Source organism: Caballeronia sp. LZ024 (assembly GCF_031451455.1).
Classification (GTDB): Bacteria; Pseudomonadota; Gammaproteobacteria; order Burkholderiales; family Burkholderiaceae; genus Caballeronia; species Caballeronia telluris.
Genome location: NZ_JARUXL010000001.1, coordinates 2,293,558 through 2,309,831, shown reverse-complemented (window position 1 = coordinate 2,309,831; position 16,274 = coordinate 2,293,558). Strand labels below are relative to the sequence as shown.

The 16,274-nt window shown below is 66.0% G+C and carries 14 protein-coding genes; 8 read left to right on the top strand and 6 right to left on the bottom strand.

Annotated features, from left to right (window positions below; translation table 11 throughout):
* Nucleotides 1–115: 115 nt before the first annotated feature.
* From QCE48_RS10435 to QCE48_RS10420, 4 genes are read left to right on the top strand one after another with little or no spacing between them, the layout of a single operon-like run.
* Nucleotides 116–787, top strand: coding sequence for a lactate utilization protein C (locus tag QCE48_RS10435; RefSeq protein ID WP_309787910.1), 672 nt, complete (start codon nt 116–118; stop codon nt 785–787).
* Nucleotides 788–792: 5 nt separating this feature from the next.
* On the top strand, nt 793–2,199 hold the full coding sequence (locus QCE48_RS10430; RefSeq protein WP_309787911.1) for a sodium:proton antiporter: 1,407 nt from the start codon (nt 793–795) through the stop codon (nt 2,197–2,199).
* A 9-nt stretch (nt 2,200–2,208) separates the two neighbouring features.
* Nucleotides 2,209–3,189, top strand: a complete 981-nt coding sequence (locus tag QCE48_RS10425) for a D-glycerate dehydrogenase (RefSeq protein WP_309787912.1) — start codon at nt 2,209–2,211, stop codon at nt 3,187–3,189.
* Nucleotides 3,186–4,655, top strand: a complete 1,470-nt coding sequence (locus QCE48_RS10420) for a DNA recombination protein RmuC (RefSeq protein ID WP_309787913.1) — start codon at nt 3,186–3,188, stop codon at nt 4,653–4,655. The genes QCE48_RS10425 and QCE48_RS10420 overlap by 4 nt, the downstream gene beginning before the upstream one ends.
* 5 nt (nt 4,656–4,660) lie before the next feature.
* Here the strand turns inward: QCE48_RS10420 and QCE48_RS10415 are convergent, their stop codons facing one another.
* From QCE48_RS10415 to QCE48_RS10390, 6 genes are all read right to left on the bottom strand, one after another.
* A complete protein-coding gene (locus QCE48_RS10415) occupies nt 4,661–5,140 on the bottom strand; it encodes a GNAT family N-acetyltransferase (RefSeq protein WP_309787914.1) in 480 nt (159 codons plus the stop codon).
* Complete coding sequence (locus QCE48_RS10410; protein WP_087630671.1) at nt 5,140–5,415, bottom strand: hypothetical protein; 276 nt, start codon at nt 5,413–5,415, stop codon at nt 5,140–5,142. Before QCE48_RS10410 ends, QCE48_RS10415 begins: the two co-directional genes overlap by 1 nt.
* A 48-nt stretch (nt 5,416–5,463) precedes the next feature.
* Entirely contained in the window at nt 5,464–6,765 is a 1,302-nt protein-coding gene (gene glp / locus QCE48_RS10405) for a gephyrin-like molybdotransferase Glp (RefSeq protein WP_309787915.1), read from the bottom strand.
* Between the two features lie 141 nt (nt 6,766–6,906).
* A complete protein-coding gene (gene mobA / locus QCE48_RS10400) occupies nt 6,907–7,461 on the bottom strand; it encodes a molybdenum cofactor guanylyltransferase MobA (protein ID WP_309788357.1) in 555 nt (184 codons plus the stop codon).
* Between the two features lie 70 nt (nt 7,462–7,531).
* Entirely contained in the window at nt 7,532–8,641 is a 1,110-nt protein-coding gene (gene moaA / locus QCE48_RS10395; RefSeq protein WP_309787916.1) for a GTP 3',8-cyclase MoaA, read from the bottom strand.
* A 192-nt stretch (nt 8,642–8,833) separates the two neighbouring features.
* On the bottom strand, nt 8,834–12,226 hold the full coding sequence (locus QCE48_RS10390; protein ID WP_309787917.1) for an Rne/Rng family ribonuclease: 3,393 nt from the start codon (nt 12,224–12,226) through the stop codon (nt 8,834–8,836).
* A gap of 934 nt (nt 12,227–13,160) precedes the next feature.
* On the opposite strand from QCE48_RS10390, the gene QCE48_RS10385 reads away from it, so the two are divergent.
* Genes QCE48_RS10385 through QCE48_RS10370 form a run of 4 tightly spaced genes read left to right on the top strand, consistent with a single transcriptional unit; the run spans nt 13,161 to nt 16,241 of the window.
* The gene (locus QCE48_RS10385) at nt 13,161–14,162 is read left to right on the top strand and encodes an RluA family pseudouridine synthase (RefSeq protein ID WP_309787918.1); all 1,002 of its coding nucleotides are present in this window, start codon (nt 13,161–13,163) and stop codon (nt 14,160–14,162) included.
* On the top strand, nt 14,162–14,821 hold the full coding sequence (locus QCE48_RS10380; RefSeq protein WP_309787919.1) for an HAD-IIIA family hydrolase: 660 nt from the start codon (nt 14,162–14,164) through the stop codon (nt 14,819–14,821). The genes QCE48_RS10385 and QCE48_RS10380 overlap by 1 nt, the downstream gene beginning before the upstream one ends.
* Nucleotides 14,818–15,195, top strand: coding sequence for a Rieske 2Fe-2S domain-containing protein (locus QCE48_RS10375; RefSeq protein ID WP_309787920.1), 378 nt, complete (start codon nt 14,818–14,820; stop codon nt 15,193–15,195). Before QCE48_RS10380 ends, QCE48_RS10375 begins: the two co-directional genes overlap by 4 nt.
* 35 nt (nt 15,196–15,230) lie before the next feature.
* Nucleotides 15,231–16,241, top strand: a complete 1,011-nt coding sequence (locus QCE48_RS10370; protein WP_404983248.1) for a S49 family peptidase — start codon at nt 15,231–15,233, stop codon at nt 16,239–16,241.
* Nucleotides 16,242–16,274: the final 33 nt, after the last annotated feature.

The window sequence follows — 16,274 nt, the reverse complement described above, 5'->3', positions numbered from 1 at the left end:
CCGCGCGCGTTTCGGGAGCGAGCAAACGCCGCGTTAGCCATTCGGCCGAGGGGCGGGCCTCGCGGACCGCTCGCTATAATCGCTTCGACATCGAAAGGCTCACGAGGACATCGACATGGACACATCGGCTGCTCGCCGCAACATTCTTGCGCGGATTCGCAGCGCGCAGGGCAGACCGGTCGCGCCGACGGACGCCGAACGCGCCGCCGCCGAAGAGTATCTCGCTCGCCATCCCGCGGGTCCGCGCCCCGAGTTGCCCTCGACGCGAGCCGATCTGATTGCGCGCTTCACGCTCGAAGCCGAACGCCTTTCCACCACCGTCGCGCAAGTGCAGTCACCCGGCGACGCGCCCGCCGAAGCCCTTCGTTATCTTCAGTCGCTGAACCTCGGCACCGAAGCGGTCGCGTGGCCTTCGCTCGCGGACTTGCCGTGGGCGGCGGCCGGCATGCAGGTGCAGATGCGCAAACCCGTGGACGCGGATCTCGTCGGCATCACGGGATGCTTCTGCGCGACGGCCGAAACGGGCTCGCTCGTGCTGCTCGCCGGTCCTGACACGCCCGCTTCGGGCGCGCTACTGCCGCAGACCCACATCGCGATCGTGCCGGCGTCGCGCATCGTTGCGGCTCACGAGGACGCCTTCGTGCTGATGCGCGCGGAGCGGGGCGAGTTGCCGCGCGCGGTGAACTTCGTGTCGGGGCCGTCGCGTACCGGCGACATCGAGCAGACCATCGTGCTCGGCGCGCACGGTCCGTATCGCGTGCATGTGATCGTCGTGCGGGAGGCCTGAGCACGATGCGGCGTCTCATCATCGGCGGCGCGCTCGCCGCGCTGCCGCTGGGCGCGTCCGCGGCCACACTGGACGGCGCCACGCTGTCCGCGCTCTGGGGCGTTCCGTTCATCGGCATCCTGCTGTCCATCGCCGTCTTTCCGCTGATCGCGCCGACGTTCTGGCATCACCATTTCGGCAAGATTTCGGCCGCCTGGGCGGTCGCCTTTCTCGTGCCGTTCGCGTTTTCCTTCGGCGCGAGCGTCGCGTTCGGCGCCTTCGTGCACGCGATGCTCGAAGAGTACCTGCCGTTCATCATTCTTCTGGCGGCGCTTTATACGGTCGCGGGCGGCATCTGCGTGCGCGGCAATCTGCACGGCTCGCCGCGCCTGAACACGGCGCTGCTCGCGCTCGGCACCGTGCTCGCGAGCATCATGGGCACGACCGGCGCCGCGATGCTGCTGATCCGGCCGCTCCTGCGCGCGAACGACAACCGCAAGCACGTCGTGCACGTGGTCGTGTTCTTCATCTTTCTGGTCGCGAACGCGGGCGGGTCGCTCTCGCCGCTCGGCGATCCGCCTCTGTTCCTCGGCTTCCTGAACGGCGTCAGCTTTTTCTGGACGACGATCCATCTCGCGCTGCCGATGCTGTTCATCTGCGTCGTGCTGCTTGCGCTGTTCTACGCGTTGGACACCTACTATTTCCGCATGAAGGAAGAGGCGCGTAGCGCGTTTCTCGATCCGACGCCCGATTCGCCGCCGCTCGGCATCGAGGGCAAGATCAACTTCCTGCTGCTCGGCGCGGTGATCGCGCTCGTGCTGATGAGCGGAATCTGGAAGCCGGGCATCGAATTCGATGTGTTCGGCACGCATGTGGCGTTGCAGAACGTCGTGCGCGACGTGCTGCTCGTCGTCGTCGCGCTGGCTTCGCTCGTGCTGACGCCGAAAAGCGCGCGTCGCGGCAACGCGTTCAACTGGGCGCCGATCGAGGAAGTCGCGAAGCTCTTCGCCGCGATCTTCATCACGATCGTGCCGGTCATCACGATCCTGCGCGCGGGCGAGTCGGGCGCGTTCGCGAGCATCGTGCATCTCGTCACGGACTCTCGCGGCCAGCCGGTCGACATCGCCTACTTCTGGGCGACGGGCATCCTCTCGTCGTTCCTCGACAACGCGCCGACCTACCTCGTGTTCTTCAACCTCGCGGGCGGCGACGCGCAAGCGCTCATGACCACCGGCGCATCGACGCTCGCCGCGATCTCCGCGGGCGCCGTCTTCATGGGCGCGAACAGCTACATCGGCAATGCGCCGAACTTCATGGTCAAGGCGATCGCCGAGTCGCGCGGTGTGCGCATGCCGAGTTTCTTCGGCTATCTCGGCTGGTCCGCGATCGTGCTGCTGCCCATTTTCATCATCACTGGCTGGCTATTTTTCTAGGAGCAACCGATGAAGAAGGTTTTTGTCTCGCGTCCCATCTTCCCCGACGTGATCGAGCGCCTGAGGCAGTATTTCGAAGTCGATGCCCACGACGGCCCGGCGCTGCCCGCCGATCAGATCGCCGCGCGTCTCGCCGACAAGGACGGCGCGTTCATCGCGGGCGATCCGGTCGGCGCGAAGGCGATCGAAGGCGCGCCGAACCTGAAAGTGGTGTCGAACATGGCGGTCGGCTACAACAATTTCGACATGCAGGCGTTCAACGCGCACGGCGTGCTCGGCACCAATACGCCCGACGTGCTGAACGAAACCACCGCTGACTTCGGCTGGGCGTTGATGATGGCGACGGCGCGCCGCATCACGGAATCCGAGCACTATCTGCGCGCCGGCAAATGGAAGGAATGGTCGTATGACGCGTTCACCGGCTCGGACATCTACGGCTCGACGCTTGGCGTGATCGGCATGGGACGCATCGGCCAGGCGCTCGCGCGGCGCGCGAAAGGCTTCGGCATGCGCGTGATCTATCACAACCGCTCGCGCGTCGCGCCCGAGATCGAAACCGAGCTGAACGCGCAATACGCGTCGAAAGAGGACTTGCTCAAGCGCGCCGATCACGTCGTGCTTGTCGTGCCGTACAGCAGCGCGAGCCATCACACGATCGGCCACGCCGAACTCGCGCTGATGAAGTCGACGGCGACGCTGACCAACATCGCACGCGGCGGCATCGTCGACGACGCGGCGCTGATCGACGCATTGCGGCGCGGCCAGATTGCGGGCGCGGGTATCGACGTGTTCGAAGGCGAGCCGAATTTCAACCGCGATTTCCTGACGCTCTCGAATGTCGTGCTGACGCCGCACATCGCGAGCGCGAGCGAAGCGACGCGCCGCGCGATGGCGAATCTCGCCGCCGACAATCTCATCGCCGGCCTGGGCGAAGGGCCGCGCGCCGGCAATCCGCCCAACCCGATCAACCCCGACGTGCTGAAGAAATGAACATGCTGTTGCCCGGCGCGGTCGCTTTCCTGGCGATCGCGCTCGTCATTGTCTCGATCGCGCTTTTCGTGCTCGCGCGCCGCAACGCGCACGGTGATATCGACGAGGAATTCGCCGCGCTGACCGATCGCGTCAACGACATGGGCGAGGCGCATGCGCGCGCGCAAGAGCGGCTCGAACGCGGCCTGCGCAGCGACATCACCGAGAGTTCGCGCGCGTCGCGCGCCGAGGCGAGCAGCGGTTTCGCGCAGTTCCAGCAGACGCTCGCCACGCAGCTTGCGAGCATGGCGACGGTGCAGAACGCGCAGATCGAAGGTTTCGCGCAGCAACTCGTGAAGCTCACGGAGAGCAACGCGCTGCAACTTCAGCACGCGCGCGACGAGCAGGGCAATGCGTTAAAGCGCTTCGGCGACGCGCTCACGCTACAACTCGCGAATCTCTCGGAGACGAACGACCGGCGCCTCACCGAAGTGCGCGCGACGCTCGAAGCGCGGCTGAAGGACATCGAGGCGAACAACGCGGCGAAGCTCGAAGAAATGCGCCGTACCGTCGACGAAAAGCTGCACGCGACGCTCGAACAGCGGCTCGGCGAATCGTTCAAGCTCGTCTCCGACCGGCTGGAGCAGGTGCATCGCGGACTCGGCGAAATGCAGACGCTCGCCGCGGGCGTCGGCGATCTCAAGAAGGTGTTGACCAACGTCAAGACACGCGGAACGTGGGGCGAAGTGCAGCTCGAGTCGCTGCTCGAACAGGTGCTCACGCCCGAGCAATACGCCAAGAACGTCGCGACGATTCCGAAGAGCAACGAGCGCGTCGAATTCGCGATCAGGCTGCCCGGGCGGCACGACACGCCCGGCACGGCGGGCAGCATCGCGACGCCTGTGTGGCTGCCCATCGACGCGAAGTTTCCGCGCGAGGACTACGAGCGTCTGATCGACGCGCAGGAACGCGCCGATTCCGTCGCAGTGGAAGAAGCGTCGCGGGCGCTCGAGGGGCGCGTGCGCGCGGAGGCGAAGACGATCGCGGAGAAGTACGTCGCGCCGCCGCACACCACCGACTTCGCGCTGCTTTTCCTGCCGACCGAAGGCTTGTACGCGGAGATCCTGCGGCGTCCGGGGCTCACGGACCTGTTGCAGCGCGAGTACCGCGTGAGCGTCGCGGGGCCGACTACGCTGACCGCGCTGCTCAACAGCCTGCAGATGGGCTTCCGGACGCTCGCCATCGAGAAACGCTCGAGCGAGGTGTGGCAGGTGCTCGGTGCAGTGAAGACGGAATTCCGCCGGTTCGGCGATGTGCTCGCAACGACCAAACGTCAGCTGGAAACCGTGACGCGGTCGATCGAAGCGGCGGAGACGCGCACGCGTCAGATGAACAAGAAGCTGCGCGATGTCGAGGCGTTGCCGGGAGAGCAGGCGGCGGGGATGCTCGGGGCCTCTCCAGGCGAAGACCCCGACGACGCCGGATAAGTCAGTCAGCCGTGGGCCAGCTTGTCGAGCGAGTCGCCCGTGATGCGCACGATGCGCCAGTCGGGCAGCACGGTCGCGCCCATCTTTTCGTAGAAGTCGATGGCCTGCTGGTTCCAGTCGAGCACCGACCATTCGAAGCGGCCGCATTGGCGCTCGACGGCGAGCGCCGCGAGCGCGCACAGCATCTTCGTGCCGAGACCGCTGCCGCGCAGATGAGGACGCACGTACAGGTCTTCGAGATAAAGGCCGCGCTTGCCGAGGAACGTCGAGAAGTTGTGGAAGAAGAGCGCATAGCCGACCACCGCGCCGCTCTCTTGCGCGACGAGCGCTTCGGCGGCGGGCCGCGCGCCGAACAGCGCGTCGCGCACGCCGTCTTCGGTGGCGATAAAGAGATGCGTGAGCTTCTCGAATTCGGCGAGTTCGAGCATCAGCGCGAAGATCGCGCTGACGTCGGCGGGCGTGGCCGTGCGGATCAGCGCGCTCATCAGGCTTCTTCCGGTGCGTCGGACAAGGTGATCTCGATGCCGCCGAAGCGCGACGCCACCCAGTTGTACGCGTGACACGCGATCCACAGAAGGACGAAGCCGAGGATCGCGTTGAGCAGGAGCGCGCTCGTCACCGTGCTGAGTTCGACCGAGCCGAAGCGGAAGAACGCGACCAGCACGCCCAGCAGCACGATCGGCACGCTGAACGTCAGGTACACGAGGATCAGCGCCTTTGCCGTTTGTCCCGGTGCGATGAAGGAAATCTGCTTTTTCATTGAAGGAAAATCCCCGTCTGTCGGTATATCAAAAGCCTGTTGCGCGTTTCAGATGAGTCCGGCGAAGGGCAGGATGTCGACCGTTTCGCCTGCGTCGACGTCGCCGCGTTCATGCGCAAGCACGATGAAGCAGTTTGCTTCGCTCATCGAACTGAGCACGCCCGAGCCTTGCGGCCCCGTCGTCACGACGACGAAGCGTCCTTCGTCGTCGCGTCGCGCGATGCCGCGCTGGAACTCCGTGCGGCCCGCGCGTTTCCGGATGGGTTGCGAACTGACCGCCTGGATCAGCGGCAGCGCTTCGCGCGTCGCGCCGGACATCGCGAGCAACGCTTCGCGCACGATGAAATAGAACGTCGCCATCACCGCGACCGGATTGCCCGGCAAGCCGAAAAAGAGCGCGGATTCGCCTTCGCCCGCGCGCGCACCGGACCACAGGCGGCCGAATGCGAGCGGGCGGCCCGGGCGCATCGCGATCTTCCAGAACGCCACGTCGCCGAGCGAATTCATCAACTCGCGCGTGAAGTCCGCGTCGCCTACCGAGACGCCGCCCGAACTGATGACGACGTCGGCGGCTTCGGTCGCGCGTCGCAGCGCCTGGTCGAGCGAGGCGCGGTCGTCGCGGACCACGCCCAGATCGATCGGTTCGACATTGAGCCGGCGCAGCATCGCGTAGAGCGTGTAGCGGTTGCTGTCGTAGATGCTGCCCGCGTTCAGCGTTTCGCCGACCGAACGCAGTTCGTCGCCGGTCGAAAAGAACGCGACCCGCAGACGCCGCCGCACCGCGACTTGCGCGATGCCGAGCGACGCCAGCAAGCCGAGGTCGGATGCGCGCACGATGCGGCCCGCGGCGAGCGCCGGCCGGTCCTTCGCGAGGTCCTCACCCGCGAGGCGCCGGTTCTGGCCCGGCTGCACGGCGCTGGCTGCGAAGCGGATCGCGTCGCCTTCGCGCGCGACGAGTTCCTGCGGCACGACGGTGTCGCAACCGGGCGGAATCAGCGCGCCCGTCATGATGCGCACGCACTGCGCGGCGCCCGGTGTATCGAGAAACGGCTGTCCCGCGAGCGCCGTGCCGATCACGCTCAGATCGACCTCGCGCGGGCCATCGAGACAAGCGCCGGCGAACGCGTAGCCGTCCATCGCGGAGTTGTCGTGCGACGGTACGTCGATCGGCGAGACGACGTCCTCGGCCAGCACGCGATCCAGTGCGTTGAAGAGGCCCACGCGTTCGACCGACGCATCGTGTCCGCACGGCGTGGCCCACTGGCGCACGATCTCCTGCACTGCGCCGACGGGCAGGGCGTTCGGATCGTACTGGGCGATGCAACCGGGAAAGGGCTTGGACGTGGTCATTGAATCGGGGCGGGTCGCGACCGGAGTCGGACGATTGAACGGGATGTCTCGCGACGCCGGATGCGCCTCGCGCTCGCGTCGGGAAAAGGCGGCGTCCGAACGGTTTCGATGTCGCCGGAAACCCTTGGGTTCGCCGGTTCGCTATCGGCGCTCCAGCTCGGCTAGCTGCTGCAAATCGTTGACATTGTAAAACGCGTGTACATCGGGGAATGTCACTTCCACCGTCTTGTGGCGCGCGTACCACGCGCGTACCTTGCGCTCGCCCGCGCGCAGGCTGGCTTCGAGGTCGTCGGCAAGCGACGCGCGCAAGAGCGCGAACACCGGATGCAGGTCGCGCTGGCCGTTTGCGTCCACGACGACCGCGGTCGCGATGTCGGCTTGCTCCGCCGCGAGCGCGTCGGCGAGCGTGCGGGCGAGATGCTCGTCGGCGTAGGGGGCATCGCAGGGCGCGGTAAGCACGTACCGCGTTTGGGCCGCGCGCATCGCGGACGCAATGCCGGCGAGCGGACCGGGATAATCGGGAAGCGTATCCGCGACGATCTTCGCGCCGAACGGCTCGCCGAGTCGCGTGTAGTCGCCGATGCTGCGATTCGCGCTGATCAGCATCGCGCCGACCTGCGGCGCGAGACGCCGCAGCACGTGGAGCGCGAGCGGCTCGCCGAGAAACGGCTGCAAGCCCTTGTCGATGCCGCCCATGCGCGAACCGCGTCCGCCCGCGAGCACGACGCCGGTGATGTCGGGTTGCGCGATGCCGGACTGGGACAAGTCAGCCGCCGATATACGACATCTCGACGCGCGGCGCGTCGGGATCGGGAACCGGCAGCGCGTTGCTGCCGCGCAGTTGCGAGTAGCGGTCGGCGCGTCGCTCCCAGACGCGGGCGATCGCGGTGGCGATGGTGTCGTCGCTCGCGCCGCTGCGCACGAGGCCGCGCAGGTCGTGACCGTGGTTCGCGAACAGGCACAGGTACAGCTTGCCTTCGGTCGAAAGCCGCGCGCGCGTGCACGTGCCGCAAAAGGCGCGCGTCACGCTGGAAATCACGCCGATCTCGCCGCTGCCGTCGACATACCCCCAGCGCTGGGCGGTCTCGGCGGCTGTGTGCGCTTCGAGCGGGCGCAGCGGAAATTGTTCGGCGATGCGCGCGACCACGTCGGCGGAAGGCAGCACTTCGGTCATGTTCCAGCCGTTCGACGCGCCCACGTCCATGTATTCGATGAACCGCAGCACGGTGCCGCTGCCCTTGAAGTGGCGCGCCATCGGGACGATTTCCTGGTCGTTCGTGCCGCGCTTGACGACCATGTTCACCTTGAGCGGCGCGAGTCCGGCGGCGTGGGCGGCATCGATGCCTTCGAGCACATCGGCGACCGCGAAATCCGCGTCGTTCATCTGGCGGAAGAGGGCGTCGTCGAGGGCGTCGAGGCTGACCGTCACGCGCGACAAACCGGCGTCTGCGAGCGAACGCGCTTTCTTCGCGAGGATCGAGCCGTTCGTCGTAAGCGTGATGTCGAGCGGGCGGCCGTCGGGCGTCATGAGACGCGCGAGCCGCTCGATCAGGAATTCGATGTTCTTGCGCAAAAGCGGCTCGCCGCCCGTCAGCCGGATTTTCTCGACGCCGTGCGCGACGAAAATGCGCGCGAGCCGCTCGATTTCCTCGAACGACAGCAACGCGGCGTGCGGCAGGAACTGGTAGTTCTTGTCGAAGACTTCGCGCGGCATGCAGTAAACGCAGCGGAAATTGCAACGATCCGTGACCGAAATGCGCAGATCGCGCAGCGGCCGCGACAGCGTATCGGTCAGGAGCCCCGACGGCGGCGTCGCGACGCCGGAGAAATCTGGAATCGCGCTGACATCGGCTACAGGAATGATGCGTCGGGACATGGCGGCTCTATCGGGGACTGCGCTCGGTTTTTTGAGGCTATCGAAATAGTTTAACGGATGTAAGCACGTGAAACCCGTAGACCCTTTGGGCACATGGCAAAAGCGCCACGCGGCTTTCGCCGGTGGCGCTCGGTGCATCGTCACGTTCTTCGCCGCCTGCGCCGCGGTTGCGGCACAGGCGGTTCATCCGGCTCAGTGAGTGCCCGAATGAGCGTGCCCGTCCGTTTCGACTTGCTCCATCGGCGCGGAATCGACCGGCGGAAGCGGCTTGCGCTCGCGCGCCACCCGTTTCGGGGCTTCCGCTTGCTCGGCCGCGGCGCTTGCTGCACGCAGCTTGTCGGCGTCGGTGTTCACCCAGACGAGGCCAGCCGTTTCCAGCATCGGCTTGAGCGCTTCTTCCTTCAGCGTACCGCTTTTGACCGGCGTGGCTTCGGGCGTGGCTGCCGAGGCAACCGGTTCGGCCGCCGCCGGTTCGAACGCCTTGACCGGTTCCGATTCGACGGGAGCGGGCGCCGCGACCGGCTCCGCCACCGCGTTCGTTTCGACGATGTCCGACGCCGGCGTTGCCGCGACGGGCGCCGGCTTGACCGGCTCGGCCACGACCGCCTGCGGCGCTTCTTCGGCCTTCACCGGTTCCGGCGCTTCGACGGGCTTGGCGGCTTGCGTCGTCTCGACCGCTTCGGCGACTTGCACGGGCTCGGGTGCCGTCGGCGCTTGTGCGGCAGGCGTCGACGCAGGGGCGAACGGGTCGACCGGCTCCGTTTTCGCGAGCATGGGTTCCGCGCCGAACGGGTTCTCGACCGGCTCAGGCGCTGCCGGCTTCGCGAACAGATCGGGCGTCGGAGCGGGCTCCTCCTGCTTGCTCTCCACCGGCGCTTCGACGCGTTCGGCGGTCGCCGGCTGCGGCGTTTCAGCAGCTTGCTCGCGCGCCTCTTCACGCACTTCTTCGCGCACTTCTTCGCGCAGTTCGGTCACGCCGATGGCGGCTGCCGCGACCGGCACCGCGACTGCGGCCACCGGTGCGGCCGGACGCGTTTCGCGACGCTCGCCCGGTTCCTGCGACGAGCTGGTGTCGAACACGCCGGCTTGCGCGGTCATGCTTTCGGCGGCACCTTCGCTTTCCGCGACGTCGGCTGCGTGATTGACCGTCACGCCCTCTTCGTCACGCTCGCGACGTCCACCACGGCGGCCGCGACGACGGCGGCGGCGCTCTTCGCCTTCACGCGCCGCAGCCGACTGATCGCCTTGCGCGGCATCGGCGCCAACGAATTGCGCTTCCGGTTTCTCGACGATCTCCGATGCCACGGTTTCGCCTTGCGTCAGTGCTTCGGCGGCGGCTTCGGGCTGCGGCTTCTTGCGCTCGCCACGTTCGGCGCGCTCCGGACGATCCGGACGATCCGGACGTTCGCGACGCTCCTGGCGCTCACCCGCTTCCGGACGCTCCGCGCGCTCGGCACCGCGTTCCTGGGCGCGATCACCGCGCTCGCGGCCCTCACGCGGTTCGCGGCCTTCGCGAGCCTCGCGCGGTTCGCGTGCTTCACGCGGTTCGCGGGCCTCGCGCGGCTCACGGCCTTCACGCGGCTCGCGCGTTTCACGACCTTCACGACCGGCGCGTGCTTCGCGCGGCTCCCGTTCCTCGCGACGGCCGCCTTGACGACCGCCCGTAGCGCCGTTGGTACCCGTCGCACCTGCGGTTGCGCCGTCGCGTGCTGCTGCGCCGCTGCGTCGGTTGCGATTGCGATCGCCGCCCGGACGCTCACCGCGTTCCGTGCGTTCGCCGCGCTCGCGCGTCGGGCGCGCGGGCGGCGTCGTTTCGACCGGAGCCGGTGCGGGCTGCGCTTGCGGCTGCATGCCGAACAGGTTCTTCAGCCAGCCGATGAAGCCGCCGCCAGCCGGCAGCGGAGCCAGCGCCGCCGGCGCGGCTGCTTCGACGGGCGCCGGCTTGACGGGCGCGCTAGGCGCCGGGGATGCCGGCGTGATGCCCTTCACCGCCGCTTCCTGCTTCGGCTTCACTTCTTCGGTGCGCTTGCTGTAGCCGGTTTCCGATTCCAGCTCGGTCGCCGCTTCCACGGCCATCTTCCACGAGGCGCGCGGTTCGTCCAGACGCGCGTCGTCGTGACGCAGGCGCTCCAGCTTGTAGTGCGGCGTCTCCAGATGCTTGTTCGGAATCAGGACGACATTGACCTTGAAGCGCGACTCGATCTTGTTGATTTCGCTACGCTTTTCGTTCAGCAGGAAGGCGGTCACCTCGACCGGCACCTGGCAATGGATCGCCGCGGTGTTTTCCTTCATCGCTTCTTCCTGAATGATCCGCAGCACTTGCAGCGCGGACGATTCGGTATCGCGGATATGGCCCGTGCCATTACAGCGCGGGCACGTCACGTGGCTGCCTTCGGAGAGCGCCGGACGCAGCCGCTGACGCGACAGTTCCATCAGCCCGAAGCGCGAGATCTTGCCCATCTGGACGCGCGCGCGGTCGTGCTTCAACGCATCCTTCAGACGCTGCTCGACTTCGCGCTGGCTCTTCGCCGACTCCATGTCGATGAAGTCGATCACGATCAGCCCGCCCAGGTCGCGCAGACGCAACTGGCGCGCGACTTCGTCGGCGGCTTCGAGGTTCGTGCGCGTGGCCGTTTCCTCGATGTCCGCGCCCTTGGTCGAGCGCGCCGAGTTCACGTCGATGGCGACGAGCGCTTCCGTGTGGTCGATCACGATCGCGCCGCCCGAGGGCAGCGGCACCGTGCGCGAGTACGCGGTTTCGATCTGATGCTCGATCTGGAAGCGCGAGAAGAGCGGCACGTCGTCGTGATAGCGCTTCACCTTCGAGAGGTTGTCAGGCATCACGATGTCCATGAAGGCGCGCGCCTGGTCATGGATTTCGGTCGTGTCGATGAGAATTTCGCCGATGTCCGGCTGGAAATAGTCGCGAATCGCGCGGATCACGAGGCTCGATTCGAGATAGATCAGCATCGGCGTGCCGGCGACGCCGCTCTGCGACGCCGCTTCGATCGCGCGCCACAGTTGCATCAGGTAGTTCAGGTCCCACTGGAGTTCTTCGGCGGAGCGGCCGATGCCGGCCGTGCGCGCGATGATGCTCATGCCTTCCGGCAGTTCGAGCTGCGCCATGGTTTCGCGCAGTTCCTGCCGCTCGTCGCCTTCGATCCGGCGCGACACGCCGCCGCCGCGCGGGTTGTTCGGCATCAGGACGAGATAGCGTCCGGCGAGCGAGATAAATGTGGTGAGCGCCGCGCCCTTGTTGCCGCGCTCTTCCTTTTCGACCTGAACGATGAGTTCCTGGCCTTCGCGCAGCGCGTCCTGGATGCGCGCGGAGCGCATGTCGGCGCCGTCGCGGAAATACTGGCGGGCCACTTCCTTGAACGGGAGAAAACCGTGGCGGTCTTCGCCGTAGTTGACGAAACAGGCTTCGAGCGACGGCTCGATGCGGGTCACGACTCCCTTGTAGATATTGCCTTTGCGCTGTTCGCGCCCGGCGGTTTCGATGTCGATGTCGATGAGTTTTTGCCCATCGACGATGGCGACGCGCAGTTCTTCCTGCTGCGTCGCATTAAACAGCATGCGTTTCATTGAACGGCTCCAGAGCGGCTATGCCGTCCCTCGTCTGGCGAATTCGCGCGGTTGTCAGGCGCGCAAAGCGAAGAGGGCGGGCACGCCGCGCTTCTTTGTGTGTTGTCACAAAGCACGCGGGAGCGGGAAGTCTGGCGGGGAGAATTGCCTGAGACGAGACATCGGCCGTGTTCGCGTCGAAACGACGAACGGCGTCGCGGCGGCCAAGCTCCGGGGCACATGCGAAAACGGCTTGCACACGCGGCTTCGACACGCCATTGCATCCGACGCGGCTCGCGGCCCGGACGGCACGCCATTCCGGGATCATCCGGCTTCACGTCCGTTGCGACCGGACGCGCGCCCCGATGTACCGGCAGCCGTGCCCGACCGAGCCGTGTTCCTCCTGATGCGGCTTCTGCGAAGGCGGCCCGCGCGTACCGCGCGCGAATCACGGATGACCGACGACGTCGAAGCTGCGGCCAGGCCGCGGCGGCAGATCGTGGGCGTCGAAAGCTCCCGGCGACCTGCCTTTGGGTGTCTCGCCTCATGTGCGACGTTCGGCGCGCTTCGCAGATTTCAGCGCAGCAGCGTTTCACGTCGACGTTATTCGCAATCGGCGAGCTGCGTTTTTTCCGTCCCGCTCGATACTCTTGATACCCGAGCCGGGCGCGGTGGCCTCCGATCATCAAACCGGACGCCTTCGCATCTCGCCGAAAAAATTCTTTTTTACCAAACTTCCGTTACCGATCAGCGATCGACCCGACCGAACGCGCCTGTGGGCGCCGTCCTTGCCGTGCGATATCGCCGTGCGTGCAACTCGTTGCTCGATTTTCCGGGCGAGCAACCGTCCCTGGGCGCAAGTAAAATGATGGTTTGTCGCTTGCACCTGTACAGTCTGACGAAACGTGGCGAGATTTTTCGCCTTTTTTCAGATTGCTCGCAAATTATATTCATAATGAATGAGTTAGGCAAAACATCCCAGAAAAAGGTCGCAAGCGAGCAGGTCTCGATGATCGAGATCGACGAGGGAGCCGCCGGGCAGCGCATCGACAATTTCCTGCTGCGCGTCTGCAAAGGCGTGCCGAAAAGCCATATTTATCGCATTCTTCGCAGCGGCGAAGTGCGCGTGAATAAAGGCCGGATCGACGCGGCCTATCGGCTCGAACTCGGCGATCTCGTGCGCGTGCCGCCCATTCGCGTCGCGCAACCCGACGAAACGCCGGTTTCGTCGAACGCGCCCGCCGCCGAATTCCCGATCCTGTTCGAAGACGACCACCTGATCGTCATCGACAAGCCGTCGGGCGTCGCGGTGCATGGCGGCAGCGGCGTGGCGTTCGGCGTGATCGAACAATTGCGCAACGCGCGGCCGCACGCGAAGTTCCTGGAACTCGTCCACCGGCTCGACCGCGAGACGTCCGGCGTGTTGATGCTCGCGAAAAAGCGCTCGGCGCTCGTCCATCTGCATGAGCAGATTCGCGAAAACCGCGTCGACAAGCGCTATTACGCGGTCGGTCACGGCGACTGGGCGAGCGACTGGGGCCGCCGGCGCATCGTGAAGGCGCCGCTGCACAAGTACGTCGCGGGCGACGGCGAACGGCGCGTGCGGATTCAGGAAGACGGTTTGCCGTCGCACACGGTGTTCAACCTGATCGAGCGCTGGTCGGATTACGTGTGGGTCGAGGCGGAACTGAAGACGGGGCGCACGCATCAGATCCGGGTTCACATGGCGAGCCTCGGCCTGCCGATCGCGGGCGACGCCAAGTACGGCGACTTCGCCCTGAACAAGAATCTGGCGCGGCCGAACGCTAAACCGTCGCTCAAACGGATGTTTTTGCACGCTTACCGCCTGAAAATCACGCATCCGGCAACGGGCGCGCCGCTTCAGCTCGAAGCGCCGCTGCCCGCCGAATGCCGGCGTTTCATCGATCAATTGAAGCATTTAAGCGAGACCCAATAATGGCGCGGCAGCAATTCGATCTGATCGTCTTCGACTGGGACGGCACGCTGATGGATTCCACGGCGCACATCACGCGCAGCATCCAGGCGGCCTGCCGCGATCTGGGCCTGCCGGTTCCGTCGACCGAAGCCGCGAGCTACGTGATCGGCCTCGGTTTGCGCGACGCGCTCCAGATCGCCGCGCCCACGCTCGATCCGGCGGATTATCCGCGGCTCGCCGAGCGCTATCGCTTTCACTATCTGGTGAAGGACCAGCACACCGAACTCTTCGATGGTGTGCGCGACATGCTCCAGGAACTGCGCGACGAGGGTTATCTGCTCGGCGTGGCGACGGGCAAGAGCCGTGTCGGGCTGAATCGCGCGCTCGACCAGTCGCGGCTCACGAGCCTTTTCGACGGCACGCGCTGCGCCGATGAAACCTTCTCGAAGCCGCATCCGGCGATGCTGCACGAACTGACGCGCGAACTCGGGCAGGATTTGTCGCGCACGGTGATGATCGGCGACACGACGCACGACCTGCAAATGGCGATCAACGCGGGGGCGGCGGGCGTCGGCGTGGGTTACGGCGCGCATCCGGCCGATTCGCTCGTGGCGCTGGAACCGAAATTCTGCGCGGACAGCGTCGCATCGCTCGTCGGCTGGCTGCGGGAGCACGCATGAGTGAGCCGGTTCGGATTTGCGCGGCGGAAGAACTCGTCGACGGCGGCATGGGCGTTCGACGCAACGCGGTCGAGAAAGCGGGCGGCGAATCGGTCGTGTTTTTCGTGCGTTTCGACGGCAAGCCGTATGGTTATCTGAACCGCTGTGCGCACGTTGCGATGGAACTCGACTGGAACGAGGGTCAGTTCTTCGAAAGCTCGGGCCTATACTTGATGTGCGCCACGCACGGCGCCATCTACGAGCCGGATAGCGGCAAGTGCGTCGGCGGGCCGTGCCGCGGCGCGCGCTTGCGCCAGCTTCAGGTCGAGGAGCGCGACACGCCCGAAGGCCGCGCCGTCTTCTGGGTTCCGGACGAGACGCTTCGCCCCGCCTGATTTCCCCTTCTATCGATTTCCCAAACAGACGCCGCATGTCCGACCAATTTCCGAACGATCCCGCCAGTCCCGATCACCCCGAGAATTCGAAACGCTCGCCGCCGCCCGGCGGTGAAAACTGGGAACGTGCCGCGCTCGAACGCATCGCAATGGCAGCGATCAACGAGCAGCGCGCCGCCCGGCGCTGGAAAATCTTCTTTCGCTTCGTCGCGCTCGGCGTGCTCGCGCTCATCGTCTGGGGCGCGTTCGATTTCACGGGCGAGAAGGTGTCGAAAACCGCGCGCCACACCGCGCTCGTCGAACTGGAAGGCGAAATTGCCGCGAACGGCAATGCGAGCGCCGACAACATCAACGCGGCGCTGCAAAGCGCCTTCGAGGACGACGGCACCGCCGGCGTGATCCTGCGGATCAACAGCCCGGGCGGCTCGCCGGTGCAGGCGGGAATCATTTACCGCGAAATCAAGCGCTTGCGCGCGAAGTATCCGTCGAAGCCGCTTTATGTCGTCGTCGACGACATGTGCGCGTCGGGCGGTTATTACGTCGCCGCCGCCGCCGACAAGATCTACGTCGATAAAGCCAGCATCGTCGGCTCGATCGGCGTGCTGATGGACGGTTTCGGCTTCACGGGCCTGATGGACAAGCTCGGCGTCCAGCGCCGGATGCATACCTCGGGCGAAAACAAGGGCGCCTTCGACCCGTTTTCGCCGGAAACGCCGCAAATGACGGCGCACGCCCAGGAGATGCTCGACCAGATCCACGCGCAATTCATCGATGCCGTCAAACAGGGCCGCGGCGCGCGTCTGAAGAACGACCCGGAGCTCTTTTCCGGCATGTTCTGGACGGGCGAAAAGGGCGTGGCGCTCGGTCTCGCCGACGGTTTCGGCGATGCCGATTACGTCGCCCGCGAGGTCATCAAGCAGCCGGATATCGTCGATTACACGCAGAAGGAGAGCATCAGCGAGCGTGTCGCGCGCAAGTTCGGCGCGGCGGTCGGCAATGCCGCGATGCATACGCTGATTGTCGGCGGAAAGATGCAGTTGCGCTGAATTCGACTGCGTTCAATGCAAAACGCCACGGAT